Origin of the sequence: Streptomyces sp. NBC_01477, assembly GCF_036227245.1 — a bacterium.
Lineage (GTDB): Bacteria > Actinomycetota > Actinomycetes > Streptomycetales > Streptomycetaceae > Actinacidiphila.
Genome location: NZ_CP109445.1, coordinates 4,161,279 through 4,186,658 on the forward strand (window position 1 = coordinate 4,161,279; position 25,380 = coordinate 4,186,658).

Sequence of the window (25,380 nt, forward strand, 5' to 3'; positions counted from 1 at the left end):
TTTGGGATGGCAATCCGATCAAACCCTTTGACCCACCCCTCCCTGCCTTGGGTGGTCAAAGCCGACCTGGATGACGTCACCGCCATGAACTACATCCAAGACGCCGGGGAATCAGGGGTGGTTGTCGAATTCCAGGGCGAGGACGCGAGGACGCTCGACTCCTTCTTCTCGATGGTTTCCAGCAAATTGGACTTTCCTGACTATTTCGGCCGGAACTGGCCGGCCTTGAAAGATTGCCTGACCGATCTCGAATGGCTTCCAGCAGACTCCTACTGCCTGGTGTTCCGGAGCAGCGACTCGCTCTTCGCCGACGAACCGATCGAGCGCCGAGCCTTTCTCGACACGATGAAACTGAGCGCCGAAGAGTGGGCGGCCCCGGTAGCGCTGGGCGAGTGGTGGGATCGTCCGGCGATCCCGTTTCATGTCGTCATGGACCTCGGGATCGCAGGGTGGGACGCCGAGCAGGTTGCCGAGGTCGGCGAACTCGCATCATAAGTGGACGGCGCGAAAGGCCGGTTGCCGACCCTGGAGCGGCCTCGTCCTGGGCTCGGCCACCGCACCACATCCGCACCATGCCCAGCGGTACGGCGCGGTCACCCACGGTCGTCAACGGCGCTGGCGCGGTAGCGCCTCAGGGGCATCACGTGCCGCGGACCAGCACGAATATCGGCACGGCACCCGTAATTCCCAAGCTCAGAGCGCGGGTTCGATTCCCGTCATCCGCTCCATTGCATGAGCCCCAGGTCGGCGATCTGGGGCTTGTTTATTGTCCGGGCCGATTGAATAATCCGCATGACTCGCACACCACACCTCTCGGGCAACCAGCAGCATTCGTTTCTGGGCAGTCCGGGGAAAACTGCGCCCGGCGATGCGCGTGAGGCTCTGAGCCCGTGGAGGCGCAGCCGACCAACGGGTGTGCGCCGAAGGACATGCTCAGGGCATCCGTGTCCCGGGTGACTGCGCTACGGGTGGTTGCTAGGTTCGGTGTTCCTGTCGTACTGCCGTGGGGGGCCGGGTGGGATTCGGATCCGGCGACGGACGCCACCCGCATCTGGCAGGAGACCGTCGACCATTCCCGTAGGGTCCGTATCGTCCGCCCGGACGTCAAAGTGACCGGAGGCAAGAAGGTCCACTACCTCTTCGACGCACAGGGCAACTTCATCGGGACTTTCTGACGACACCACGAGCCTGAGAAAATGGGCGAGCACCTTACCCATCAGATCAAGGCGAGGCTGGAATCGCTGGTGAACGATTCCGCCGCCGATGTCGCCGGGATCGCCGACTGGGCGCTGGAGACGATGCAGAGTGACGACCCGTTGCTGGAACAGGAACCCGTCTGGCGCGCGCTCGACGAGTTGAGCGGCGCCGACTCGATGACCGGCCCCGGGGTTTCCTGTACGGCCCGGCTGATTTCCAGGCGTGGCTGGAGGAGTTCACCTCGTCCTGCCCGGAAGTGTGAACCTTCGCCTGTCTGCGCTCGCAGCACGGACGTCGACCTGCCGTCGCCGGTCCTCGATCTGACGCTCGTGCCACGAGTCTGATCGGGGGCTGACACGGGGCCTCCTCCGCTGCGGAGCACGTGGTGCTACAAGGTGCTACCGTTGGGATATGCCAGCGCAGCCCGAGATTACCCAGCGCGATCTACGCAGCCGGTCCAAAGAGATCATGGACGCCGTCCAAGGCGGTCAGTCGTTCACCGTCACCCGTGACGGGCACCAGATCGGGGAGCTGATCCCGCTGCGCCGGCGTCGGCGGTTCGTGCCCCGCTCGGAGTTCGCGGCCATGTCCCGCACGGCGTCGGACGTCTCGCTGGAGGCGTTCCGGGCCGACCAGGACGCCACGGCCGAGCAGGAGACGGACGACCCCTATGCGCGCTGAGTACGGCCAGGGCGTGCTCGACACGAACATCGTCATCCTGCGCAAGTGGCTCGACCCCGCGGAACTCCCTGCCGAGGTCGCGATCACCGCCATCACCCTGGCGGAACTCTCCGCAGGACCCCACGAGGTTCGCAGGAACGAAGAGCAGAGCGACTACGACGAGCACACGGAGCGAGGCCGGCGCCTCGACATCCTGCAACGCGCCGAGAACGAGTTCGACCCCATCCCCTTCGATGCCGAAGCGGCCCGCATCTACGGCAGGGTCTGCGCGGCCGTCATCAGCGCCGGGCGCAAACCACGGCGCCGCGTCGCCGACCTCATGATCGCCGCCATCGCCATCGCGGAGGAACTCCCCCTCTTCACCACCAACCCCGACGACTACAAGGGCCTCGACGGGCTGCTTATCGTCGTTCCCGTCACTCGACCTGCTGTCCTGCACGACCGGTAGGGCTCGCGCACCGCAGCGCTTCCGACACCACGCGCAACGGTACGGCCCGGTCGACCGCAGGCAGAGCCGGCGCTTCTGGCCGGTTCGTGTCGCCGACCAGCACGGACGCCGGCAATGTCCCGTGATTGCCAGCCCACAGTGCGGGTTCGATTCCCGTCATCCGCTCCACCGTGAAACCCGAGGTGCCTGGGGCTTTTTTGGCGTGCGAATTCGCGAAACCGTGTTTGCAACGTTTATCTCGCTGATGACGCCAGCAGACAAGCGGCCAGGGTTTCGAGGTCCCGCAGGCGGAGGACTCGCTGCGGGTCGAGGGCCCCGGGAAGCGGGACGTGCAGCGGTTCTGTCCAGGCTGTGGGGACGGCGGCGATGCCGTACACGGCGCCGGCCAGTGCGCCGGTGACCGCCGCGACGGTGTCCGTGTCACCACCCAGGTCCACCGCGGCCCGTACTGCGTCCTCGTACGAGTCGGTGGTACGGACCGCCCAGACGGCAGAGCCGAGACAGGGCCAGACGGCGCCGTTGAACTCCGTTGCCTGCTCGGGTGTCCAGTGCGCGGCAAGCACGGTCGCATAGCGGCCGCGGTGGACGGGCGCCGCCTCCGAGAGGACCTCGGGGATGGCTGCAACCGGGTCGCCGCCGTCCAGCGCGACCCGCAGCAACTCGTGGAAGATGGCTGTACCCTCCCACGCGGCCGGATCCCCATGCGTGAGGGCGGAAAGCCTGCGCCCAGCGTCCATCGTGACCATGCGGCCGTACCCGGCGAAATACACACCCGAGGTTGCCGCGCGCATCAACGCGCCGTTCCCCGCTGCCCGTCGATTCGTACGGAAGTGCGCCTCCGCCGCCTGATCCCACGGCAACCCGTTGGTCAGGACGTCCTCGGTCTGCAACCCGATGTCCTTCGGTTCAGCCGCCGCCCACCGCTGGAAGCGGCGGAAGACGTCCGGCAGGTCCAAACCGTCGCGCTCCAGCAGCGATTCAGCGACGTGCACCGCCATCTGCGTGTCGTCGGTGGCCTCGCCCGGATCCCAGCCACCGCCACCGCACATCTCGCCCCCGGTCCCAACCCCGGGGAACCGGCTTGAGAACACCCCCGCCAATCCGAACTCGAACGGCGCCCCCAGATCGTCCCCCACCGCAGAACCGACGACAGCGCCAACCGCCCGCTCGACACGGTCCATTCCGGCAGGGTATCGCCGCGCCCCTTCGCTCAACGGGTCCGACCCCGACCGTCCTGCAGCCCGGAATGGCACCTGCCCGCCGCAGATGCAGGTGCCCGCACGTGCCCACTACAGCGCTGAGGTCCCGGCCAGGGAAGCCAGGGCGTGCATCCACCGCATCCCCCGACCTGCTCATCGGCCAGCCCGCCCAGCCGGGGCCCGCGGCGAACTGACGCTACAGCTCGACCCGTTCCTGTCCCCGACACGTCCAGTCATCGAGAACCGACCCGAGGCGGCTGGAAAACGTCTGTCCCCGCCCCGTTGCCAGGGCAGGGACAGGCGCTGTGGTCAACGCGGTATCAGCGTCAGGCGGCGCTGAGGTCGAACTCCTCCCAGGGGCCGATCGCCGTGCGGTTGGCGATCAGGGCCGAGGCGCCGGCGTTCTCGGCCGTGACGAGGTGCTGGTTGTTGTAGGCGCGGAAGCTGACACTGCCGTCGGGGTTGTGGATGAGGTAGAACGTCTCCCACGGGCCGGGTCCACCGCGGTTCGCGATCAGCGGGGAATTCCCGTTGCTCTCGGCGGTGACCCATTGGTTGTTGGAATGCGCCTTCAGGTTCACGGTGCCGTTGTTGTTGGCCACCATGGAGAAGGTCTCGTTCGTGCCGACCGAGGTGGCGTCGGCGATGAGCGAGGTGGTGCTGTTCGCCGCGTCGACGTACTTGCCGTTGGCGTGGGCCTTGAGGCTGATCACGGACTCCGAGGGCGGCGGGAACGTGGTGGTGTTGTTCGTGTAGCCGGCCGCGGTGATGTTGGCCTGCACGGAGTTCTCGGTCGCGTCGGTCGGGAAGCCCTTCGTGACAGCGCCCTCGAAGAACTCACCCGTGCCCATCGGGCTGTTGTCGCCGCCGGTGCCCAACTCGATGGAGGGCTGCACCTTCATCGGGTTGTAGCCGTTCGGCAAGGCTCCGGAGTATGCCTGTGTCAGCCCGCCGGATTGCCCGTTGCCGTACTTCAGCGTGAAGTTCGTCGTGCCGTTGTTCTTCTCCCAGGCACTCAGGAACGAGCCGGTCTCGCTGGGGATGTTCGACGGGTTGGGCCCGGCGGCGCTGAAGTACATGCCGTTCTCGAGGTCACCGCCGACCCACGGGCCGGAGCCGGTGCAGCCGCCGGTCCAGCAGGCGGAGCCGTAATAGATCGCGTTCATGGTCGCGTTGCCGTCGTCGGAGTCGTTGGTCTCGGCCGAGCCGAAGTCGAAGCAGCAGCTGTTGCTGGTCAGGTTCGACGAGGTGAGCATGTAGATGCCCTCGGGCTGCGAGCCGGTGGGAACGTTCTTGGCGGCGTTGTTGCGGTAGCCGGTGCCGATGTTGTTGACCAGCACCCCGTAGGCGCTCCGGCCGCCGACGGTGATCGGCAGCGCCATCGCGTTCGCGCCGATGTCCGAGCCGTTCGGGCCAGGGCCGGAGAGGCTGCCCGAGCAGCCGGCGCAGGAACTGCCGGGCGAGATGGGCATGTTGTTGGCATTGGGCGTCTGGTCGTACAACTGGGTGATGGTGCAGGTCGTGCCGGAGCAGAACGACACCTGCGGAGCCGAGTTGGCCAGACCGCCGGCGGACGCGAGGCCGATGTTCAAGGTGCCGCTGTCCGAGGCGCGCTGGATCTGGTAGAGCGGGCCGTTGTACGAGCTGAACATCGCCCGGGTGGTGCTGTATGCCGCCTCACACGGCGTGCCGCCGGACGCGTAGATGTCGCAGGGCCCCGACGAAGCCGCCGCGGCGCGCGTCGCGGTCGTGCCGAAGACCGGCACCGCGATCGCCACCGCGAGCAGGAACGCGATCAGCAGCTGCGTCCGGCGCCGGAGTCTTGGTATGACCAGCACAAATGCCTCCCGGAAATGTGATGGTGCCATGTCGCCCGCAGCGGTGAGCCGGTCGCGGCTGCACCATTGTCGGGCGCGGTCAGAGATCGCCGGTTGTGCTCAGCACGCAGCAAACGGCGGCATCCCGTGTGGCGCAGCACACATATTCAGCTGACTCTAGACACAAGTCAAGGCTTGATTCCTGCGACAGCAGACATTTAGCGGGAACTTTGAGGTAAAGACAGCATGACCACCGGACCCTTATGTGCAAAGTGAGCACAACAGACAGAGGGGGCGGTCGCGTCGAACCGTCATCCTCCCGGTCTCTCGTGCGTGGCCGGAGCTGACGGCGGCGGCGTGGGGCTCGTCGCGGAGCCGGTGGCTGAGCAGCCCGAGGAGCGAGGCGCCGAAGCCGGCGATGACCAGTGCTTCGGCCGCTCCCCGGAGTCGAGGTCAAGCCCGGCTTCCGCGATCGCCGCCCGCGTACCGTCGACGTACGAGGAAGTCCGAGTACGTCATGCGGACCGGGCCGACCTGTCGGCCCCGGGCGGTGGGGGTAACCCCCCGTTGATAACGCCGGGTTGCCGCAATGCACAGATACCTGTGCACGGACGACTGTGGAGCCATGCCCCAGCACCCCGGCTCCGGTGAACTCCCCGCGGCGCGAACCGTCCCCGCGACGGCCGTCGAACTCGGCGACCTCGCCACGCTCAAGGCACTCGCCCACCCCCGCAGGCAGGCTGTTTTCCAGCACCTTGCCCTGCACGGGCCGGCCACGTCGACGATGCTCGCCCGGGACCTCGGGCTGAACACCGGGGCGACCAGCTACCACCTGCGCGAACTGGCCAGATACGGCTTCGTCGAGGAGACGGACGGCGAGCCGGGCACGCACCGGGAGCGCTGGTGGCGGATGGTTCCCGGGGACCGCCGCTTCCCGCCGCGCAGCCGCCAGAGTCCCGAGATGCGGTACGTCATGGATGAGTTGAACCACCACGCGTACGCCGGTGACCTGGAACTCTTCGAACGGCTCCAGCGGGACGCCGAGGACGGTCCCTGGGCGGACGCCTTCCTCTGCTCACGCGGCAGTATCCGGCTCACGCTGCCCGAACTCACCACGTTCTTCGAGGAGTACATCGCCCTCCTCAACCGCTACAAGCGGCCCGAGTCCGAGACCCCGCCCGGCGCACGCACGCTGCTGACCCGCTTCCTCGGCTTCCCGGCGCCGGAGCGCGCGGGCGACGACAGCGGTCCCGAGACCGGCCCGGAGCACGAGACCGCACACGACGGCAGAGAGGCCGACCACTCATGATGCTGCGCTACGCCCTGAAGACCGTCCGCGCGCGCAAGGCGGGCTTCCTCGGCGCCTTCGTCGCCCTGATGTGCGCGGCCGCCCTGATGACCGCGTGCGGCACGCTCCTGGAGACGGGGCTGCGCGGCACCGTCGCAACCGAGCGCTACGCCGCGGCCCCGATCGTGGTCTCCGCCGACCAGAACGTCCACCGGACGACCGTGAGGCACAAGAAGGGCAAGACCAAGGTCAAGCACAAGGCCAAACCGGTCGCCGAGCGCGCCTGGCTCCCGGCCGGCATCGGACGCACCTTGTCCGGTACGCCCGGCGCCGCCCGCGTCATTCCCGAACTCACCTTCATGGCCGCGCCGTTGACCGCGAACGGCACCGGCGGGAGGACCGCCTACGGGCACGCCTGGGAGTCCGCCGCGCTGACGCCGTACCGGCTCACCGCGGGCGCCGCCCCCACGGCCGACTCCGAGGTCGTCATCGACAGCTACCTCGCAGAGCGGGCGCGTCTCGAACCCGGTGACCGTCTCACCGTCCAGTCGACGCAGGCACCGCGTTCGTACCGCGTCAGCGGTGTCGCGGCGCCCGCCGCGACCGTGACCGTGGCCCACCAGACATCCCTCTTCTTCTCCGCCGCCGAGGCGAGCCGTCTGGCCGCCCGCCCCGGGCAGGTCACCGCGTTCGGTGTGATCCCGGCGGCGGGCACCGATCCGGGCCGGCTGCGCCGTGCGGTGGCCGCGGCGCTGCACGGCACCGGGGCCAAGGTCAGCAGCGGCGGCGCCCGCGGCCCGGTGGAATTCCTGGACGCCGCCGCGGCGCGCGTCAAGCTGGTCGGCATCGGCGGCGCGATGGGGGGGCACTTCGCTGCTCGTGGCGGTGCTGGTGGTCGTGGGGACGTTCGCGCTCTCCGTCCAGCAGCGCCTCCGCGAACTCGCCCTGCTCCGCGCCATCGCCGCCACCTCCGGGCAGATCCGCAAGCTCCTGGGACGGGAGGCCCTGATCGTCGGAGCGATCGCGGGGACGGCCGGGGCCCTGCTCGGGCTCCCCCTGGGCGGCTGGCTGTACGACAGGTTCACCGCGATGGGCGCCGTGCCGACGACCCTGCGGCACACCACCGGTTTCCTTCCCCCGCTCGCCGCCCTCGCCGTGACCCTGTTCGGCGCGTGGGCCGCCGCGCGCGTCGCCTCGCGCCGCGTCGCCCGGATCCACCCGGCCGAGGCACTCACCGAGGCCGGGACCGAAGCAACCCGGCTCTCCTACGGCCGTCTCCTCGCTGGCCTCCTGCTGCTCGCCGGCGGCAGCGTCCTGGTCGCGCTGCTCGGCAGCCTGCACACCGAACCCGCCTCCACACCGGTGACCTTCCTCGCCGTCGTCGTCCTGTCCACCGCCGTCGCCCTGCTCGGGCCGCTCCTGGTCAAGGCAGCCGCCCTTGTGCTGGCCGGACCGCTGCGCCTGGCCGGCCCCGGCGGCAGGCTCGCCACCGCCAACCTCCGCGGCAACGCGACCCGTATGGCCTCGGTCGTCACCCCGCTCACCCTCCTCATCGGGATGACCTGCACGGTGCTCTTCGTCCAGTCCACCCTCGGCGACGCGGCTCGCGCCCAGACCCGTGCGGGCGTCCGGGCCGGCTGGGTGGTCGCCGCCCAGGGGCCCGGCGTCCCGTCCGAGGCGGCACGTCAACTGCGGGCCCAGCACACCGTCGTCACCGAAGTGGTGCGTACGACCGTCCGGATCGGCCTCGACAAATACCCGGCCCAGGGCGTCACGCCGGCCGGCCTCGCCCGCACCTGGGACCCGCACGTCACCGCCGGGTCCCTCGGCGGCCTCACCGAGCGCAGCGTCGCGGTCAGCGAACTGGCTGCGGACCAGCACCACTTGAAGCCCGGCAGCACCCTGAAGCTCACCCTCGGCGACGGCACCCCCGCCACGCTCACCGTCGCCGCTGTCTACGCCAGGGGCCTCGGCTTCGGGGACCTCACCTTCGCGCACGACCTGCTCGCCCGGCACGTCGACAACCCCCTCGCCTCCTCGCTCCTGGTCAGCACGGACCGCACGCGGACCCAACTGACGGCTGTGCTGCGTGATTTCCCGGGCCTCCGGGTGCTGTCCCCTGCCGCCGCGGACTCCCTCCAGGCGCGGCGGCATCAGACCAACGCGGAGGTCAACCTCATCGCCATGGGGCTTGTCCTGGCCTTCACGGCCATCGCGGTGGTCAACACCCTCGCGATGTCGGTCTCCGAGCGGGTCAGGGAGTTCGCGCTGCTGCGTCTGGCCGGTGCGACCCGCCGCCAGGTGCTGGGCATGCTGCGCACCGAGGCCCTGTCGGTCCTGCTCCTCGGCACGCTTCTCGGCAGCGCGATCGCCCTGGCCGTCCTGACCTCGTTCAGTATCGGCATGACGGGCCGGACGGCGCCCGCCGTCACCCCGCACCTGTACGTGGCGGTGGTCGCCGCGGCCGGCCTCCTCGCGCTCGCCGCGACGACGCTGCCCGGACGCGTGGCCCTGCGGGTCCGGGCCGTGACGGTGGCGACGGCCCACGAGTGACCCGAGGGATGTCAGCTCAGCCCGGGATCGCCCGGCGCGACGTACGCAGCCGGTCCACCGGTCAACGGCTCCGGGTGCGTGCTCCAGCGACAACTCGAACCAGACGACGTTGCCCGCGTCGAGCCGGGCCGCACCCCAGCGCCGAGCCACTCGGTTCACGATGTACAGAGCCCGGCTCCCGTCCTCCTCCGGCCAGGTTTCGCGCATCCGAGGCAGTCCGGGCTCCTGGTCCGCGACCTCGCAGCGCAGGACATCCGTACGCAGCAGCCGCAGCGAAATCGGCCGTTCGGCGTACCGCACCGCGTCGGTGACGAGTTCACTGACCAGCAGCTCGGCCGCCTCCAACTGGTCCTCAAGCTCCCAGCGGCGCAGCGCCTGGCGGACCAGGCGGCGGGCCCGGCCGGGGGTCTGCGGCTGCGGCTCGAGGAACCAGTAGGCGACGTCGCTGGGCGCGATGCCGTCGAAGCGGGCCGCGAGCAGCGCGATGTCGTCGTCGCGGTCGCCGGGCCCGAGGATCTCCAGCACCTCGTCGCACAGCGGCTCCAGCGGCGGCGGGGAGACGACGGACGCGGCGTCGTGCAGCCGTTCCCGCAGCAGTTCGATGCCGCCCCACACGTCCCGGCTGCGGGACTCCACCAGGCCGTCGGTGTAGAGCAGCAGCGTCGCCCCGGCGGGCGCGGGCAGCTCGACGGCCTCGAAGGGCACCCCGCCGACGCCGATCGGGGCGCCCGGCGGCACGCGGAGCACCTCGGCGAGGCCGTCCGCGTGCAGCAGCAAGGGCGGCGGGTGACCGGCGTTGGCCACGACCAGCCGGTGCGCGATCGGGTCGTAGACGGCGTAGACGCAGGTCGCCATGCGTCCTGGAACGTGATGATCTCGGTCAGCCGCCACACGAGCGTGCTCGTCGCCAACGACCGGAACGCAGATTCGGCCAAGTTCCGCCGTGCCGCCGCTGAGGGCGTTCCCGTCATCGACGAGCACACGTTCCTGCGGCTCCTGACGGAGGTGCAGGCCGGCACGGCGCACACCACCGGACCCGCGCCGACGGTGGCCGCGCCTCCGACGCCCGAGGCACCCGTACGGTCGGGGCGTCCCGCAGCCCCGCAGCCACCCGCGCAGGAGGCCCGGGCCCTGTCGGCCCCCCCGGCCAGGTGCCATCGGCCGGGCGGACTCCCGCCCGGTGCTCGCACCGCGGGACCGGTCCGGCGGCCGGCCCCTGACCGGGCGGCGGGTGCTCGTCCTGGGAGGAACACACGGAGAAGCCGCCGGAGTACGCGGCCGGATCGTCGCGCTCGGCGGCTCCGCCGCGGTGAACCTGTCGGCGCGGGTCACCGACGTCGTGCTGCTGCCCGGCGGGGAATCGGACCGGCGCATGGCCCGGATCGCCGCGCTCGGCCTTGCGGTGCACGAGGCCGAGTGGCTGGACACGCCCGTCGCCGGGCCGGCTCCCGCCGAGGCCGGGCCACCGTCGGCCTGTCTCGTGCTGCCCCCGGGAGGCGTCACCGACCTGGCCGGCACCCGGGATGTGCCGTGCTGGACGGTCACGGCGACCTGTGCCCAGCGCACCGGCATCGCGATCGACGTCGTCGCCTTCGTCCTCGGCGAGAACGCACAGGTGGTTGCCGACGAGGACTTCGTCTTCTACGGCGCCCCCGAGAACCCGGACGGCAGCCTCCGCCTCGCCACCGACGGTCCGGCCGGGCAGTCCCTCGTCGCGGACCTCTCCCGCCTTCCGACGACGGCCCGCACGGTGTCCATCGCCGCGGCCATCGACGGGACGGCGGCCTTCGGCGACGTAGGTGCCGTCGAGATCACGGCGGCGCGCGACAGGAGCGCGGAACCGTTCGTCCAGGCGACGCCGGACGCCGCCACGACCGAGCGCACCCTGCTCCTCGCCGAGATCTACCGCCGCGGTCCCCGCTGGCGGCTGCGCGCCATCGGCCAGGGCTACGGCCACGGCCTCGACGCACTGGCCCGCGGCTACGGCGTCGACATCGAGGACTGACCGTTTCGTCGCGGCGTCGGGCTTCGGCCGGGGTCGGGAAGCCCGCACCTCCAGGTGCGGCCGAGGTCCGCCCCAGGACCGTGCCGGATGCGGAGGTCAGCCACTGTCGGCAGTGGAGACCCATGGTCGAATCTCGCCGCGCCAAGTCTCGAAACCCCAGGTCAGTGGCGTGATCGGGGTTGCACCCTTACGGATCTGTGCCGACGGCCACAGCAAACGGGGCACGCGTAGGCTCATACTGAGCCATGACAAAGCCTCCTGCACCGAAGCGTCGCTTGCCTACCAGCCCCTTCAAGGCCCCGGTCACGCCGACTCCCGAGCACTTCGCCATGAGCGACCAGGTCTCACATGACGTGTACGGCCTCGGCCGGGTCGTCGGCATCGAGGACGGAGTCGCCGCGCTCGTGGATTTCAGCTCGGCGCGCATGCGGATCTTGAGCCCGTACGCCAAGATGACCAAGCTGTAGGGTCACCGCACCGGGCCCCAGCTGGGGCCTGTGTCGTAAGAAGGACCTCTCATCGGTCTGATGCCGCGGTTCTCCGCCCTGGACGGTCCCGCGGTTTCGCCGCCGCCGCTGCCACATTCCGGGCGCCTGGCTTCGGGCAGGGCAAGGCTCTGGGCGCGGTGGTGATCGGAAGGCGGCACGTCGGCGCCTTCCGCAGCGGGGACGCGGCGCGTGCCGGGCGGGCGGGTCCGGCCTCGGTATCAAGGAGAGCGGCCGAACGGTCAAGCCGCCGCGTACCGCGCGCACGAGACTGGCCGTATGACCTCTGAGGGCTATGTGACCAGCGCCGAGACCGCGGCGGCGCCCGTCGGTGCCGCCGCGGACGGCTCGTCCGTGAAAAGCGCCGTCCCCGCCGGAGCCGCCGCCTGGGCGCCCGTCGCGGCGCTCACCCTGGGCATCGCCGCCCTGGTGGCCAGCGAGTTCCTGCCGGCGAGCGTGCTGCCGGCCATGGCCTCGGACGTCGGCGTCAGCGAGGGCACCGCGGGGCTCGCCGTCGCCGCGACCGCGGTCGCGGGCGCCGTCACCGCGCCCACGATCGCCGTGCTGCTGCCGCGCACCGACCGCAGGACCGTACTGATCGGCCTGCTCGCCGCCGCCGTGCTGTCCAACGTGGTGGTGGCGGTGACCCCGAACTTCCCGCTGCTGCTCGCGGGCCGGCTGCTGCTGGGCGTCGCCATCGCCGGCTTCTGGTCGTTCGCGCTCGGGGCGGGCACGCGCGCGGCGCCGGGGCGCGACCACGTCGTGTCCACGAGCCTGGCGCTGGGGGTGAGCGCGGCCACCATCATCGGGGTGCCGCTGTCCTCGGTGCTCGGCGACGCGGTGGGCTGGCGGCCGGTGTTCTGGTCGGCCGCGGGGCTCAGCGTGCTGGCCTTGTTCGCGGTGGCGGCGACCCTGCCGCCGGTGCCGGCCCAGCCGGAAGCGGGGCTCGGCATGCTCCGGCAGGCGCTGGCCAACCGCCGGCTGATGGCCGGGGTGGGCTGCATCGCGCTGGTGGCCTTCGGCAACTTCGCCGCCTACCCGTACATCCGGCTCGTGATCGAGCGGAACACCGCGGGCAGTACGGTCTGGCTGCTGCTCGCCTGGGGCGTGGGCGGCCTGGCGGGCAACCTCGCCGCCGGCGCGCTCGCCCGCCGCCTCGGGCTCGCCGTGGTCGCCGCGCCGGCCCTGCTGGGCGTGAGCCTGCTGATGCTGGCGACGACCACCGGGCTTCCCGCCGCGACCGTGGCGATCGTCGTATGGGGCTTCGGCTTCAACATGGTGCCGGTCGCCACCCAGCTGTGGGTGACCCGCGCCGAGCCGAAGCGCGTCGAGTCGGCTCTGTCGTTGCAGGTGACGGCCTTCCAGGCGGCCATTACGGCCGGGTCGGCGATCGGCGGGGCCGTGGTCGACGGCGGCGGGGTACGGGCGGCGCTAGTCGTCGGGACCGTCGCCGCGCTGGCCGGCAGCGTCGGCTTCGGGCTGCTGCGCGGACCCCGGACATGAGCGCCACGCCTGCGGCGAGCTGCCGTGGTCGGCGGAGAACGCCCGGCTGAAAGCCGCGGCCGAGCCGTACCCGACGGTGAAGGCGATCTGCTCGACCGGCCGGTTCGTCCCGGCGAGGAGTTCGCGGGCATGCCGCATCCGAACCTCCCGCAGCACCTGCGCGGGACTGCGGCCGAGCTCGCGGCGGAAGCGCTCGCCCAGCGACGAGCGGGACAGATGGGCGACCCGGGCCATGCTCTCCACCGTCCAGGGCCGCCCGGGATGCGCGTCGAGCAGCGAGACCAGCTCGGTGAGCCGCGGGTCGGCGCCCTGCCGCGCGCTCGCGTCGAGGGCCAGCGCCATCGCGGCCTGGATCAGTCCGCCATAGCTGGCGGCGAAGAGCGGCTGGCCGTGGCACGGGCCCAGCGGGCAGATCCGCACCAGCTCGGCGATGCCGCGGTTGTTCCCCGCGAAGTCCCGCGCCACCAGCGGGCTCGGCAGCGGCGGGACCGCCCGCAGCGTGCCCACCGCGACCTCGGCCGGCGTCAGCGCGACGAGCCGGTACGTGCTTCTGGCGTCCACGTAGAAGGCGTCCCCCGCGTGCAGCCCCTCGGCGCCCGCCGTGGTCTCCAGCCGCGCGTCGCCGTCGAGGACCAGCGCCCAGATCGCGCCGTCCACCCCGTCCAGCCGCTCCCCGGGCGCCAGCCGGCGGACCGTCACGGCCACCATGTCCCACGTCGGCATACCGCGCACACCACTGCCGGGCCCGGCCGCCCCTTCCGCCAGCGTCATGCACCAGCAAGCGTTCGGGCCGCGCGCGCTATTCCGCGCCCTGGGCCGGAGGGTGAGCGCGGTACGGGTCCGGAAGGGCTCCCGCCGGACCACAGCCGGGGTGTGCTCGCGGTCATCCGGTTCCCGTACCGGGAGACTGGCCTCATGGCTGACATCAAGCGCAGCGCGGGCCTGCTCCTCTTCCGCCGCACCGGCTCCGGGGTGGAGGTACTGCTCGGCCACATGGGCGGCCCGTACTGGGCCCGCAAGGACGCCGGGGCGTGGTCGGTGCCGAAGGGCGAGTACGAGGGCAGCGAGGAGCCCTGGGACGCGGCGCGCCGCGAATTCCGCGAGGAGCTGGGGCTGCCCGCGCCGGAGGGTGCGCCGCTGCCGCTCGGCGAGGTGGTGCAGTCCGGGGGCAAGCACGTGACGGTATGGGCGGTGGAGGGCGACCTCGATCCGGCGGACGCGGTGCCGGGCACCTTCACGATGGAGTGGCCGCGCGGCTCGGGCCGCACCGCCGAGTTCCCGGAGCTGGACCGGGTGGCGTGGTTCGGGCTCGACGCGGCGCGCGAGGTCGTCGTCAAGGCGCAGGCGGCTTTCCTGGACCGCCTCGCGGAGCAGGCCTGACGTCACGCCGGTTCGGGGGCCGCGTGCCGCGGGCGGGAGCGCCGGGGAGGCCGCCGGCCGGCCCGGGCGCCGCACCGTCCCCCGGCCACCCGCCGGTGCCGCCCGCCGGCGTCCCTCGCGGCCTCCCCCGCCGTCCCCCGGTGCCCCTGCCGCCTCACCGAACTCAGTTACTTTCAGGCTCAGTTACGTAATTTTCTTCCGCTTGCCCACCTTATTGCGCACCTGTGTCGCCGAACCTACGATCGGTGCGCGCGGCAACCCCGCGCCCGCACCACGGATGCTGCTTCCGGCTCGTCTCTCCCCCCGCCTCCTGAAGGGACCACGACCTGTGAGAAAGCTCCGCCTGACCGCCGCCGCGTGTACCGCGGCTGTGGCCGCCCTGCTGATCCCCGGCGCTGCCACGGCGACCGCGAGCACCACGGACTGGCCCTCCGGCTGCCAGTACCAGACCGAGTTCGACTTCACCGGCGGCCAGTTGTCGCTCTACGACAGCAAGGTGTGCAACGGCATGAGCCAGCCCGCCTACGCGGTGATCGAGAAGGTCAGCGGTACGGGCACCATCACCGCGGTCGCGTACGGCTTCGGTACCGTCCGCTACACCTGCCAGGGCACCGCCCCGAACACCTTCCGCTTCGACGGCGACATCAACAGGCAGGTGACCCTGATCCCGGGCACCCTCCCCTGCGGCTGACCCCCGCGCACCGGTTCGCCGCCGCCCTCTCCGGCGGCCGGCGAGGACGGGCCCTGCCACGGCGGTGACAGGGCCCGTCCGCCCGCCCGGAAACCCGGGCCCGCCCGGAAATCCCCGGCCGCCCGGGACAGCTCACGGGGCCGCGTCGCCGCGTTCGCGCACCCCGGCCAGGGTTTCGGGCAGGTCGGTGAGGCGGTCGAGGCCGCGTACCGACCGTGCCATACGGGGGTTGTGCTCCAGCCGGGCGCGGTGGCGGTGGAGGAAGGCCCAGTAGCCCGCCGTGTAAGGGCAGGCGCGGTCGCCGGTACGGTCGCCCGGCCGGTGGGCGCAGCCGCCGCACAGGTCGCTCATCCGGTCGATGTAGGCGCCGCCGGACGTGTACGGCTTGGTCGTCATCCGGCCGCCGTCGGCGTACTGGGACATGCCGATCACATTGGGCAGCATCACCCAGTCGTAGCCGTCCACGAAGCAGCGGTGGAACCAGTCGTTCACGGCGGCCGGGTCCCAGCCGTCCTGGAGCGCCCGGCTCCCCAGCACCATCAGCCGCGGGATGTGGTGGGTCCAGCCGGTGTCACGGACCTCGGCCAGCACCGTGGACAGGCAGCGCGCGGTCACCGCGTCCGCGTCCAGTTCCGCGAACCAGTCGGGCAGCGGCGCCCGGTGCCCGAGTTCGTTGCTGCCGCGGTAGTCCTCGCCGAAGTACCAGTAGACGTGCCGGACGTACTCCCGCCACCCCGCGATCTGGCGGACGAAGCCCTCGACGCTGTTCGGCGGCGCGTCACCGGAGCCCAGCGCCCTCTCGGCCCGCTCCAGGCACTCCCGCGGGTGCAGCAGTCCCAGATTGAGCGGGGCGGACAGCCGGCTGTGGCTCATGACGGGGTCGCCCGCCAGCATCGCGTCCTCGTACGGTCCGAACGCGGCGAGCCGGTGGCGTACGAAATGGCGCAGCGCGGACAGGGCTTCCCGCCGGGTGGCCGGGAAACCGCGCGGGCCGTCCCTGCCGACGAAGGCGACGCGGCCCTCCCGCTCCCAGCGGTCCAGGTCGTGCCGGACCTCGTCGTCCACGTCGTCCTCCGTCGGACGCCACGGTGCGGGAAGGTCCAGGGCCCGGCGGCCGGACGGCGGCGGCTCCCGGTTCTCGTGGTCGAGATTCCACCGGCCGCCGCGCGGGTCGCCGCCGTCCATCAGCAGCCCGAGCCGCCGGCGCACCCGGTGGTAGAAGTCCTCCATCCGCAGCGTGCCGTCGTGGGCGTCGGCCCAGGCGGTGAAGTCCTCGCGGGTGACCAGGTGGCCGCGTTCCGGCAGGACGTCCACCCGGTGGAGGCGGTCGACCAGCCCGGCGGCCCGCCGCGAGGTCGGTGGGAAAACGGTGAGCCGGCCCCGCGGGACCGCGCGTTCCACGCCCTCGCGATACGTCTCCGCGCGCACGTACGTCACCCGGTCGCCCAGCTCCGCCGCACGGTGCCGCATCGCCGACAGCACCAGATGCGCCTTCGCCCGGTGGAAGCGGCGCCGGGCCAGGACCGAACGGGCCTCAATCATCACCAGCGGGGCGTCCCGGTCCGGCCCGCCGTGCCGGGGGTCGATGAAGTGCGGGCCCAGCTGGTCGCCGAAAAGCCAGTGCGGTCGCGCCGCCAACGCCGTCTCCTCCGCAGGTCGGCCGGTGCGCTTCGGCCACCGGGTCCCCCGACCCTGGCACGCCGCGCCATCCGCCCGGCGGCGCCATGCCGTGTCCGTCCGCTCGACGGCCGAGCGGCCCGCCCCCGGTCAGGGCGGTCACGGGGCGATCCTGGCCTCCAGGTACATCTGTACGAAGGCCTCGACCTTGGCCCGGATGATCCACGGATCGAACGGCTTGACCAGGTAGTCGACGGCGCCGGCGGTGTAGCCGCGGAACATGTGCGACGGATCGTGATCCATCGCGGTGAGGAAGATGATCGGGATGTTGCGGGTACGAGCCCGGCGCTTGATGTGGATGGCCGTCTCGTAACCGTCCATGTCCGGCATCTGCACGTCGAGGAGGATGAGCGCGAATCCCGTGCCGTCCAGGAGTGCCTTGAGCGCGGCCTGCCCCGAGTCGGCGGTGACGACCTCGTGGCCGAGACCGGCCAGAACGGCCTCCAGGGCAAGGAGGTTGGGCTGCTTGTCGTCCACCGCGAGGATCCGCGCGGACGTCCGGCCGATGGCTGCCACCACGCCCTCCAGCGCGGCGACGGGCTCGCCGTCGTCCGGGGCGAGCGCGGGCAGCGGCCCCTCGACGATGGCGAGTTGCCGCTCCAGGACATCGCATCGGGACTCGGCGATCATCACTCGCAGCCGGGTCTCCTCCAGTTCGGCCTCCAGCGATCTGACCTGCTCTTCGAGGCGTTGGCGTTCGGCTCGCAGGTCGTCCGCGTCCTCCGGTTCGACGGCCGGTACGCGCAGGTGGGTCCGTTCGGCCGTCCACTGCGCCTCCAGCAGGTTCAGCCGCACTTCGAGGTCGGCGATGCGGTGCTGGCGGTCCAGCAACGCGTCGCCCAGCAGGTCCTCCTGGACGGTGGCGCGGCGCGCCTCGCGGTCGGCGTCGGCCAGTTGCCGCTGCAGCACCTCTATCCCGTGCGCCGGTGACACGAGGGCCTGGACGGCGCAGCGGTGCAACTCGCGTACGTGGTCCAGGGTCAGCGGTGTCGCGGTGGCGCCGTGATCGGTGGCGAGGTCGGCGAAGAGGTCGACGACGAACTCCCACGGCGGTACGCGAACCCCGCTGAGATAGCGCGAGACCGTGCCCGCGTCGCGGTAACGGCGGGCGGCGTAGCGGCGGATCGACACGTCGAGCCCGGCGAAGAGCGTGCGCAGCGCCTGGGCGAACCGCCGGCAGTCATCGTTCAAGTCGGCTGCCAGCGGCCGTAACTCTCCCATCGGGCCATGTCCTCCTGTCGCTGCGGCCGTCCCGTTCCCTTCCCGGGCCGGCCTGTGCCGTGTGGTCAAGCATGCGGGCCGGTGTCCCTCACCCGGGCCCGGCTCTGCCGATGAGGCGGTCGAAGAACGGGACGGCCACGCCGAAGGCGCCGGCTCCGTACAGCACGCACTGGGCCGGCGACGTGCCGCCGGCGGCGGACAGCAGCCCGGCACCGATCCCGGTCAGCAACGCCAGGGTGAGGACGAGCGCCGCCCTCATGGACAACAGCGGAGTACGCACTGGGGACCTCTCTCCGCAGCGGTGGCCGCCGCGCGTGGCTGCCGCGGCGGATCAGCCCGGCGCCACCCAGACTGCCCGCCCGCGACGCCGTTGCAGGCCCGCAACGGCATCGCGGCAGCAGACGGGCAACACCGTTCTCCGCGGCAGCGGTTGCCCTGCTGACGGTCGGCGCCCCCGGCGGCTTCGCCGGGCCGGCCGTCACTCCAGGGCGGCGGCCTTGCGCAGCAGCACGGACCGCTCGCGGGCGTTGCGGCACAGCCGGGCGGCCAGCTCCAGCTCGGCCCGGGCCTCGGCGGTCCGGCCGAGCCGGACCAGCAGTTCGCCGCGCACGCTCGGGAGCAGGTACGACCCCGACAGGCGTCCTGAGACGGCCAGTTCGTCCACCACGGACAGTGCCTGCCCCGGTCCGCTCGCCATCGCGACGGCCACGGCCCGGTTGAGCTCGACCACGGGTGAGGGGGCCACGCGGCCGAGCGCCTCGTAGAGGAGCACGACACGTTCCCAGTCGGTCTCCCGCACCGAGGGCGCCGCCGCGTGGCAGGCGGCGATCGCGGCCTGCAGACCGTACGGGCCCAGGCCCCGCCCGGTGGCCGTGGCCCGGCCGAGCGCGGCCAGCCCGCGACGGATCGCCGACCGGTCCCACAGGCGCCGGTCCTGGTCCTCCAGGAGCACCGCCTCCCCGTCGGCCCCGGTACGTGCCGGAAAGCGCGCGGCGGTCAGCTCGAACAGCGCGAGCTGCCCGTACACCTCCGGCTCGGCGGGCAGCAGGGCGGCCAGCGTCCGGGCCAGCCGAACCGCCTCGTACGCGAGATCGGGGCGCAGCAGGCGGTCGCCGGCCGTCGCCGTCGAGCCCTCCGTGAAGATCACGTACAGGACGCTCAGGACAGCGCCGAGCCGCTCGCGCCGCTCCTCGGACGGCGGCAGCCCGAACGGTACGCGGGCCGCCGCGATCGTCTTCTTCGCCCGGGTGATCCGGGCCTGGACGGTCAGGGTGGGCACGAGGAACGCCCGGGCGATCTCCTCGCTGGACAGCCCGCCCACCACGCGCAGCGTGAGCGCCACCCGGGCCTCGGGCGAGAGCACCGGGTGGCAGGCGGTGAACATCAGCGCGAGGACGTCGTCGTCGATCCGGTCGGGATCCCACGGCAGGTCGTCGGGCCGGCCGGGCCCGGCCTGCACGCCCGCGCTGAACTCGCCCTCGGCCAGCCGGCCCGCGAGCATGGCGTACCGCTCGTCGAGCGCCGACTTGCGGCGGAAGGCGTCGATGGCCCGCCGCCGTGCGGTCGCCAGCAGCCAGCCCACCGGGCTGGCCGGCGTACCGTCGCGCGACCAGCTGACGAGCGCCTCCGCCAGCGCCTCCTGCGCGACGTCCTCGGCGAGCGCGAAGTCCCCGGTGTAGCGGGCCAGCGCGCCGACGATCCGTGCGGACTCGATCCGCCAGACGGCCGAGGCGGCCCGCCGCGCCGCCTCGGCGCTCGGCGGGCCGCCGACGGCCTCGGACATCAGAGCTGGCCGGTCCGCTCGCGCCACGCCCGCTCCTTGATGATCCACTCGTTGTCCTGCGGAAACTCGTCGATGCCCGGCACGCGGCGGACCTCGACCTTCGAACCGGCGATCGCCGGGAGCCGCTTGGCCCATTCGACGGCTTCCTCCTTCGAGGCGACGTCGATCACGTAGAAGCCGCCGAACAGCTCCTTCGTCTCGCCGTACGGACCGTCGGTGACCACCGGGGTCTCCGCGCTGAAGTCGACCACCACCCCCTGCGACGGGTCGTCCAGCCCCTCGGCGGCCACGAGCACGCCCGCCCGGATCAACTCCTCGTTGAAGCGGCCCACCATTGCGAGCATCTCCTCGAAGGGCGTCTCCATCATCTTCGCCATGGTCTCGTCCGTGCCGCGCATGACCAGCATGTACTTCGCCATCTTCCGCCTTCTCCTCGATCGGGGGCCGTGTCCCGGCCCTCTCTATCCCAGGTCGAACGGCGCCGCCGCGGATCGACACGACCGACGAACATGGTCCGCTTTTTTTCTCACGCCCCGCGCTTCCGCCCCGCGCCGGGGCGGTACGTCCCCGACCGCGGCCCGCACCTGCGGGACTTCGGGGCCGACCGCGAGCGCGGCCGGGGGAGCCGGGGAGCCGGCGGCCTTCCGGGCCGGCGACGAACGGTGGAGCGTCCATCCGCGCAGGCCGGAGTGCGGGTTCGACTCCTGCACCCGCCGCCACGCTGAGGCCGATCCACATCGCGCATCGCTGACGCACTGCACCCCGCGGTCAACCGGCGCGGGTCGGTTTCCGGGTGACCGGCAAAGTCCGCGTGCCGCGGCTGCGTGAGCCTGGGGCGGGAGTCTGAGCAGGTGGACGGGGGTGCGCCTGGGGTGTCCCCCGTACGCCGTCGCCAAACGGTGATGACTGCGCTACTCGTGGTTGCTAGGTTCGGTGCGGAGGTCGTACTGCCGTGGGGGGTGGGGCGGATGGGATGGAAGTCGCTCGTCAACAAGGCCGGTGACGGCATCGAGCACGGCGTCAGGGCCGTGAAGAAAAAGGCCGGGGAGGTCATCGACCACGGCGCTCACATCGTCGGGGACGGCCTTGAGCACGTCGGCCTCGACGACGCCGCGGACTGGGTCGAGGACAAGGGCGACGCCGTCGCCGACCATCTGGGTGCGGATGTCGCCGAGCAGCAACTGGGACAGTCCGACGAGCCCAAGGAACTCCTGCACGGGGACTCCGGGAAAATCCGGGCCGCCGCCACACACCTGGCCAAGTTCTCCAAGGCCTTCGACACCGGACACACCGGACTCTCCCACCTCGATCCCGGCGACTGGGACGGCGCCGGCGCCGAAGCCTTCCGCACGACATTCACCGCCCAGCCCGCCAAATGGGCCAAGGCCGCCACCGCCTGCCAGGACGCCTCAACCGCCCTGGACACATACGCCCACACCGTCGACTGGGCACACGGCCAGGCCGAAGAAGCCGTACGCCTGTGGAAACAGGGCACCGCAGCACGCAAGACAGCCGCGGACGCCTACAACACAAGCCTGGACAAATACCACGACGACGTGAAGGCCTACAACGACAACATCGACAACGGCAAAGACCCCGGCACCAAACCCGTCGCACCAGGCGCGTTCACCGACCCCGGCGCCAAGGACAAACAAGCCGCCAAGGACACCCTGGACGCCGCCCGCACACAACGCGACACCGCCGCCGCCCACGCCGAAGCCGCCATCAAAACCGCCACCGCACTCGCCCCGGCAAAACCCGACTTCACCGACCGCATGAAACACGACGGCAGCGACATCGGGAAAGCCGCACCCATCTTCACCGAGCACTTCGTCGGCGGCGTCATCCGCTCAGGCACCGACTTCCTCAAATTCGCCCGCGGCCTCAACCCCTACGACCCCTACAACATCACCCACCCCGCCCAATACCTCACCCACCTCAACACCACCGCCGCCGGCCTCGTCGACATGACCCAGCACCCCGAACGCCTCCCCGGCACCATCCTCGGCACCGGCTGGGGCACCGACGGAGCAGAATCCGGCGGACGCCTCTTCGGCAACATCCTCCTCACCCTCGCCACCGACGGCGCCGGACCCGCCGCCGAAAAAGCCGCCGCCACCGCAGCCAAAGACGCCGCCGGCCAAGCCGCCAAGGACGCAGGGGAGCAAGGCGCCAAGGACGCCGCTGGGGCCGGCCGCAACGGTGACGGGCTCATGCGGCGAGCGAAACGGCGGCCACGGAACGGCCCGCCTGTTCCCATGACCATAGCGAGCGTCCGAGACGTGGCAGCCCGGTACTCCATTGATCTACGAGGAATCGACGTACGCATCAACAAGGCAGTCAGCGGCCTCTACGGAAGCACACCGTCAGCCACCCGGATAAACCTTTACCGGGACGCCTTCTACGACAACGAGCAACTGGCCAGAACACTCGCCCACGAACGCTTTCACGTGGATCAGATAAAGCGAGGAGAGCCGGTACCAAGGGACGAGGATACACTCAAGGCATGGGAGGACGAGGCGTACGCCCACGAGGACCAATGGTGGGACAATCACCCGGAGAATCAGAGCGGTGACGGTGAATGACATGACCGAGAACAGGGCAAGCTGGCACGAATGGCTGTCGGCGTACACGCGTGCCTACGACGCACTACCCGCGTCCAACGCCGACGTCTGCCCCAACTGCGCTTCTGCAGCCCTCCACTTGGCGTTCACCGGCCTCCCCCGCGACCGCGTCGGATACGCCTCGTTCTGGTGCTCCGCATGCCAGTTCGGAATCCACCTTTCCCGGGTCCCGGTACCCGATGACGTCCCTATGGATTCCGTCTACACGCCCGCTCATGACCGCAGTGCGCACATTCCCAACTACACCGTTGTAGCGCAGGACGCAGAAGACGACGGCGATGACGATGACGTCGAGTCGTTCCAGTTCTGACCTCGTCTTTGTCAACGCGCACGGTCGGGGCGGCGGCATGTGTCCGCCCGCTCGGTGATGTGACCGGATGGCGGGTCACGGTTGCTTGGCGGGGGATTCGGCTCCCGGGGTCGTGTCGAGGAAGCCTCCAGACTGGTGCTGCCACAGTTTCGCGTAGGCGCCGTCGGACGCGCGGAGCTCGTGGTGGGTGCCCTGCTCGACGATACGGCCGCGGTCGAGGACGACGAGGCGGTCCATCGTGGCGACCGTGCTCAGGCGGTGTGCGACCACGAGCGCGGTGCGGCCCTCCATCAGGCGCCACAGTGCCTCCTGGACGAGGATCTCGCTCTCGGAGTCCAGGGCGCTGGTCGCCTCGTCCAGCAGCAGGATCGGCGCGTCGCGCAGCACGGCCCGGGCGAGGGCGACCCGCTGGCGCTGGCCGCCGGACAGTTTGACGCCGCGTTCGCCCACCATGGTGTCGAAGCCCTCGGGCAGCGCCTCGGCGAACTCCGTGACGTGCGCGACCTCGGCCGCGCGGCGGATCTCGGCGGGGGTGGCGTCCGGCCGTGCGAACGCGATGTTCTCCCGCAGGGTGCGGTGGAACATCGCCGGGTCCTGCGGCACGTAGGCGATCAGGCTGCGCAGGTCGGCCTGGCGGAGCCTGCTGATGTCCTGGCCGCCGATCAGGATCCGGCCGGCGTCCACGTCCGTCATCCGCAGCAGCAACCGGGTCAGCGTGGTCTTGCCGCCGCCGGACCGGCCGACGAAGCCGATCTTCGCCCCGCTGGGCACGGCCAGTTCGAGGTCCTCGAAGAGCGGCTCCGAGCCGTTGTGGGCGAAGGTCACCTGCTCGAAGCGGACGTCGGCGCTCCCCGGCAGCAGCGGCTCCGGCGTCGCCGGGTCGAGCACGGTCGGCTGCGTCAGCAGGAGTTCGGTGAACTGCGCGGCCTCCGTCATCGAGCTCTCCAGCCGCCGGTAGATCTGGTTGAACTCGAACATCACCCGCGTCGCGTTCGTGTAGTACGTGAAGGCGACCACGACCTCCTCCACGCCGTGCCCGCCCCCGCCGAGGGCGACCGCGAGCAGCAGGCCCAGCGCGTTGGTCAGCACCGACAGCGGCGCGACCAGCGTGTCGATGCGCAGATTGCCGTAGTCCCACGACCGGAGTGTGAGCCGCCGCGACTCGGCGACCCTGGACCGGTGTTCGGCGGCCTCGCCCTTTTCCGCGGCGAACGCCCGGACCGTGTCGATGTTCATCAGGCTGTCGGCGACGTGGCCCGACACCCGGGCGATCGCCTCCTCGCGCCGGCCGACGAGTGCCTGGCGGCGGCGGATGAGGGGCGTCGCGCCCAGCGCCGTCAGCGCGATCATCGACAGGAGCGTGACCACGAGCAGCGGTTCGTACTGCCACAGGACCACCGACCCGAACGCCAGCGGTACGAAGCTGCCCACGACCGAGAACGTCAGCGTGTCGATGAACTCCTCGAAGCGGGAGGCGAAGCTCAGCACCCGCTTGGTCAGCGACCCGGCGAAGTTGTCATGGAAGAAGGCGGCGTCCTTCGCGAACAGTTCGTCCATGCCGATCACGTACAGGTGCTCGATGCCGCGGGCGTCGACGCGGTTGAGGCAGTGCAGGCCGACACGCCACAGCGCTTCCGAGAGCAGCAGGACGCCCGCGAAGCCGAGGACGTAGGGCAGTGCCGCGCCGACGCCGGTGCCGGAGTCGTCGGCGATCCGGCCGACGAGCTTCGCGACGACCAGCGGAGCGACGTAGTTGATGCCGATGTTGCCCACCGCCGGCAGCAGCATCGCCGGCCCGGTCAGCCACCGCAGCCGGGTCAGCTCCCGGCCGTAGTAGCGCAGTGCGAGGAACACCGAGCCCCTGCCCGGCGAACTCCCGCGCGCTTCAGGTGATCCCATGCCGTCCTCACCCTGGGTGGTCCGCGGCGGCCCCGACACGTGCGTGCGCGCAGGGGAAATCGTCGCCTTGCCCCGCGCATGGGGGTGGCGGCGCCCCCCTCGCGGGTGGGCCGGAGACCGCAGTCTCCCGTGACGGCGCCCGCCGAGTCCAAGCGTTTTCGCCCCGTCACCGCGGCGGCGCCCCATGCGCGGCCGGATCACCGGCACCGCGCCCGGCCTCGCGCCTCGGCGGGGGCCGGGGCCGCGTGAACTGCCCGGTCCACGGCGGACGTTGGCTCGTATCCCGTCGTGTCAGAAAGTGGACGGGCTCTTGGTGCGGGGCCGGGACTGCGGTAGAAATAGGGCCCATGATTCACGACACCTTGGTACGACGCCTGGTCATCGACCTGTGCCGACGTCCCGTTTCGTGTTGTCGCTGATCACGCGTCCCTGACGCCGCCCGCCGTCCGGTGGTAGCACCCGGCGAGGCCCCTCTTCCGCACCCGTTCGTGGGTTCGCCCCGTCACGGGGTGCCTTCTGTGCCTTTTCCCCCTCTGCTCTCGCCCGGGTACGCCGCCGCCGTCGCTTGACGTCGGCGGTTCGCGGCCCGGCGCCGCCATGGAGGCAGCCCGTTGTCCAC

The 25,380-nt window shown here is 71.3% G+C and carries 21 protein-coding genes and 2 pseudogenes; 13 read left to right on the forward strand and 10 right to left on the reverse strand.

Going from position 1 to position 25,380, the window contains the following annotated elements; genetic code table 11:
* Window positions 1-6 precede the first annotated feature (6 nt).
* From OHA86_RS17365 to OHA86_RS17380, 4 genes are all read left to right on the forward strand, one after another.
* Window positions 7-495, forward strand: coding sequence for a barstar family protein (locus OHA86_RS17365; protein WP_329176446.1), 489 nt, complete (start codon window positions 7-9; stop codon window positions 493-495).
* 701 nt (window positions 496-1,196) lie between these two features.
* Window positions 1,197-1,541: a hypothetical protein gene (locus tag OHA86_RS17370; protein WP_329176447.1), complete on the forward strand. Its 345-nt coding sequence runs from the start codon at window positions 1,197-1,199 to the stop codon at window positions 1,539-1,541.
* 67 nt (window positions 1,542-1,608) lie between these two features.
* On the forward strand, window positions 1,609-1,878 hold the full coding sequence (locus tag OHA86_RS17375) for a type II toxin-antitoxin system Phd/YefM family antitoxin (protein ID WP_329176449.1): 270 nt from the start codon (window positions 1,609-1,611) through the stop codon (window positions 1,876-1,878).
* Window positions 1,868-2,326 carry a type II toxin-antitoxin system VapC family toxin gene (locus tag OHA86_RS17380; RefSeq protein WP_329176451.1) on the forward strand — a complete coding sequence of 153 codons (459 nt, stop codon included), beginning with the start codon at window positions 1,868-1,870 and terminating at the stop codon, window positions 2,324-2,326. Before OHA86_RS17375 ends, OHA86_RS17380 begins: the two co-directional genes overlap by 11 nt.
* A gap of 233 nt (window positions 2,327-2,559) precedes the next feature.
* Here OHA86_RS17380 and OHA86_RS17385 read toward each other — a convergent pair whose 3' ends face one another.
* The gene (locus OHA86_RS17385) at window positions 2,560-3,507 is read right to left on the reverse strand and encodes an ADP-ribosylglycohydrolase family protein (protein ID WP_329176452.1); all 948 of its coding nucleotides are present in this window, start codon (window positions 3,505-3,507) and stop codon (window positions 2,560-2,562) included.
* Between the two features lie 344 nt (window positions 3,508-3,851).
* Complete coding sequence (locus tag OHA86_RS17390; protein ID WP_329176454.1) at window positions 3,852-5,393, reverse strand: arabinofuranosidase catalytic domain-containing protein; 1,542 nt, start codon at window positions 5,391-5,393, stop codon at window positions 3,852-3,854.
* 574 nt (window positions 5,394-5,967) lie between these two features.
* On the opposite strand from OHA86_RS17390, the gene OHA86_RS17395 reads away from it, so the two are divergent.
* Together OHA86_RS17395 and OHA86_RS17400 are read left to right on the forward strand one after the other, a co-directional pair.
* Window positions 5,968-6,651 (forward strand): ArsR/SmtB family transcription factor, encoded by a 684-nt coding sequence (locus OHA86_RS17395; protein ID WP_329176455.1) that lies wholly within the window; start codon window positions 5,968-5,970, stop codon window positions 6,649-6,651.
* Window positions 6,648-9,183: pseudogene (locus tag OHA86_RS17400) on the forward strand (FtsX-like permease family protein). Before OHA86_RS17395 ends, OHA86_RS17400 begins: the two are co-directional and overlap by 4 nt.
* A gap of 84 nt (window positions 9,184-9,267) precedes the next feature.
* Here the strand turns inward: OHA86_RS17400 and OHA86_RS17405 are convergent.
* A pseudogene (locus OHA86_RS17405) lies at window positions 9,268-10,041 on the reverse strand (SpoIIE family protein phosphatase); the annotation flags it as partial.
* Window positions 10,042-10,363: 322 nt separating this feature from the next.
* Here OHA86_RS17405 and OHA86_RS17410 point away from each other — a divergent pair.
* The 3 genes from OHA86_RS17410 to OHA86_RS17420 all read left to right on the forward strand — a co-directional run bounded on the left by OHA86_RS17410 (window position 10,364) and on the right by OHA86_RS17420 (window position 13,176).
* Window positions 10,364-11,188, forward strand: a complete 825-nt coding sequence (locus tag OHA86_RS17410) for a TerD family protein (protein WP_329176456.1) — start codon at window positions 10,364-10,366, stop codon at window positions 11,186-11,188.
* A 245-nt stretch (window positions 11,189-11,433) separates the two neighbouring features.
* Window positions 11,434-11,655, forward strand: coding sequence for a hypothetical protein (locus OHA86_RS17415; RefSeq protein ID WP_329176457.1), 222 nt, complete (start codon window positions 11,434-11,436; stop codon window positions 11,653-11,655).
* 297 nt (window positions 11,656-11,952) lie between these two features.
* Window positions 11,953-13,176: an MFS transporter gene (locus tag OHA86_RS17420; RefSeq protein WP_329176458.1), complete on the forward strand. Its 1,224-nt coding sequence runs from the start codon at window positions 11,953-11,955 to the stop codon at window positions 13,174-13,176.
* On the opposite strand, the gene OHA86_RS17425 is transcribed toward OHA86_RS17420, so the two are convergent.
* Complete coding sequence (locus OHA86_RS17425; protein ID WP_329176459.1) at window positions 13,105-13,899, reverse strand: helix-turn-helix transcriptional regulator; 795 nt, start codon at window positions 13,897-13,899, stop codon at window positions 13,105-13,107. The two genes, OHA86_RS17420 and OHA86_RS17425, sit on opposite strands and share 72 nt — an antisense overlap.
* Before the next feature lie 192 nt (window positions 13,900-14,091).
* Between OHA86_RS17425 and OHA86_RS17430 the strand changes: the two genes are divergently transcribed.
* Window positions 14,092-14,556, forward strand: coding sequence for an NUDIX domain-containing protein (locus tag OHA86_RS17430; protein WP_329176460.1), 465 nt, complete (start codon window positions 14,092-14,094; stop codon window positions 14,554-14,556).
* 328 nt (window positions 14,557-14,884) lie between these two features.
* The gene (locus OHA86_RS17435) at window positions 14,885-15,247 is read left to right on the forward strand and encodes a hypothetical protein (protein ID WP_329176461.1); all 363 of its coding nucleotides are present in this window, start codon (window positions 14,885-14,887) and stop codon (window positions 15,245-15,247) included.
* A 132-nt stretch (window positions 15,248-15,379) separates the two neighbouring features.
* Here OHA86_RS17435 and OHA86_RS17440 read toward each other — a convergent pair whose 3' ends face one another.
* The 5 genes from OHA86_RS17440 to OHA86_RS17460 all read right to left on the reverse strand — a co-directional run bounded on the left by OHA86_RS17440 (window position 15,380) and on the right by OHA86_RS17460 (window position 20,347).
* Window positions 15,380-16,885 carry a cryptochrome/photolyase family protein gene (locus OHA86_RS17440; RefSeq protein WP_329176462.1) on the reverse strand — a complete coding sequence of 502 codons (1,506 nt, stop codon included), beginning with the start codon at window positions 16,883-16,885 and terminating at the stop codon, window positions 15,380-15,382.
* A 138-nt stretch (window positions 16,886-17,023) separates the two neighbouring features.
* Window positions 17,024-18,145 (reverse strand): response regulator, encoded by a 1,122-nt coding sequence (locus tag OHA86_RS17445; protein ID WP_329176464.1) that lies wholly within the window; start codon window positions 18,143-18,145, stop codon window positions 17,024-17,026.
* A gap of 88 nt (window positions 18,146-18,233) precedes the next feature.
* Window positions 18,234-18,404 carry a hypothetical protein gene (locus OHA86_RS17450; protein ID WP_329176465.1) on the reverse strand — a complete coding sequence of 57 codons (171 nt, stop codon included), beginning with the start codon at window positions 18,402-18,404 and terminating at the stop codon, window positions 18,234-18,236.
* A gap of 219 nt (window positions 18,405-18,623) precedes the next feature.
* Window positions 18,624-19,955: an RNA polymerase sigma factor gene (locus OHA86_RS17455; protein ID WP_329176466.1), complete on the reverse strand. Its 1,332-nt coding sequence runs from the start codon at window positions 19,953-19,955 to the stop codon at window positions 18,624-18,626.
* The gene (locus tag OHA86_RS17460; protein WP_329176467.1) at window positions 19,928-20,347 is read right to left on the reverse strand and encodes a YciI family protein; all 420 of its coding nucleotides are present in this window, start codon (window positions 20,345-20,347) and stop codon (window positions 19,928-19,930) included. The genes OHA86_RS17455 and OHA86_RS17460 overlap by 28 nt, the downstream gene beginning before the upstream one ends.
* Window positions 20,348-20,830: 483 nt before the next feature.
* Here OHA86_RS17460 and OHA86_RS17465 point away from each other — a divergent pair, with 483 nt between their 5' ends.
* Together OHA86_RS17465 and OHA86_RS17470 are read left to right on the forward strand one after the other, a co-directional pair.
* Entirely contained in the window at window positions 20,831-22,513 is a 1,683-nt protein-coding gene (locus OHA86_RS17465) for a WXG100 family type VII secretion target (protein ID WP_329176469.1), read from the forward strand.
* A gap of 1 nt (window position 22,514) precedes the next feature.
* Window positions 22,515-22,862 carry a hypothetical protein gene (locus OHA86_RS17470; protein ID WP_329176472.1) on the forward strand — a complete coding sequence of 116 codons (348 nt, stop codon included), beginning with the start codon at window positions 22,515-22,517 and terminating at the stop codon, window positions 22,860-22,862.
* Between the two features lie 75 nt (window positions 22,863-22,937).
* On the opposite strand, the gene OHA86_RS17475 is transcribed toward OHA86_RS17470, so the two are convergent.
* Window positions 22,938-24,761, reverse strand: coding sequence for an ABC transporter ATP-binding protein (locus tag OHA86_RS17475; protein WP_329176474.1), 1,824 nt, complete (start codon window positions 24,759-24,761; stop codon window positions 22,938-22,940).
* Window positions 24,762-25,380: the final 619 nt, after the last annotated feature.

Bases quoted from the DNA above. Each gene is read 5' to 3' on its own strand.
- OHA86_RS17365 (WP_329176446.1), top strand. From the start codon at position 7: ATGGCAATCCGATCAAACCCTTTGACCCACCCCTCCCTGCCTTGGGTG.
- OHA86_RS17370 (WP_329176447.1), top strand. From the start codon at position 1,197: ATGGGCGAGCACCTTACCCATCAGATCAAGGCGAGGCTGGAATCGCTG.
- OHA86_RS17375 (WP_329176449.1), top strand. From the start codon at position 1,609: ATGCCAGCGCAGCCCGAGATTACCCAGCGCGATCTACGCAGCCGGTCC.
- OHA86_RS17380 (WP_329176451.1), top strand. From the start codon at position 1,868: ATGCGCGCTGAGTACGGCCAGGGCGTGCTCGACACGAACATCGTCATC.
- OHA86_RS17385 (WP_329176452.1), bottom strand. From the start codon at position 3,507: ATGGACCGTGTCGAGCGGGCGGTTGGCGCTGTCGTCGGTTCTGCGGTG.
- OHA86_RS17390 (WP_329176454.1), bottom strand. From the start codon at position 5,393: ATGGCACCATCACATTTCCGGGAGGCATTTGTGCTGGTCATACCAAGA.
- OHA86_RS17395 (WP_329176455.1), top strand. From the start codon at position 5,968: ATGCCCCAGCACCCCGGCTCCGGTGAACTCCCCGCGGCGCGAACCGTC.
- OHA86_RS17415 (WP_329176457.1), top strand. From the start codon at position 11,434: ATGACAAAGCCTCCTGCACCGAAGCGTCGCTTGCCTACCAGCCCCTTC.
- OHA86_RS17420 (WP_329176458.1), top strand. From the start codon at position 11,953: ATGACCTCTGAGGGCTATGTGACCAGCGCCGAGACCGCGGCGGCGCCC.
- OHA86_RS17425 (WP_329176459.1), bottom strand. From the start codon at position 13,899: ATGCCGACGTGGGACATGGTGGCCGTGACGGTCCGCCGGCTGGCGCCC.
- OHA86_RS17430 (WP_329176460.1), top strand. From the start codon at position 14,092: ATGGCTGACATCAAGCGCAGCGCGGGCCTGCTCCTCTTCCGCCGCACC.
- OHA86_RS17445 (WP_329176464.1), bottom strand. From the start codon at position 18,145: ATGGGAGAGTTACGGCCGCTGGCAGCCGACTTGAACGATGACTGCCGG.
- OHA86_RS17450 (WP_329176465.1), bottom strand. From the start codon at position 18,404: ATGAGGGCGGCGCTCGTCCTCACCCTGGCGTTGCTGACCGGGATCGGT.
- OHA86_RS17460 (WP_329176467.1), bottom strand. From the start codon at position 20,347: ATGGCGAAGTACATGCTGGTCATGCGCGGCACGGACGAGACCATGGCG.
- OHA86_RS17465 (WP_329176469.1), top strand. From the start codon at position 20,831: ATGACTGCGCTACTCGTGGTTGCTAGGTTCGGTGCGGAGGTCGTACTG.
- OHA86_RS17470 (WP_329176472.1), top strand. From the start codon at position 22,515: ATGACCGAGAACAGGGCAAGCTGGCACGAATGGCTGTCGGCGTACACG.
- OHA86_RS17475 (WP_329176474.1), bottom strand. From the start codon at position 24,761: ATGGGATCACCTGAAGCGCGCGGGAGTTCGCCGGGCAGGGGCTCGGTG.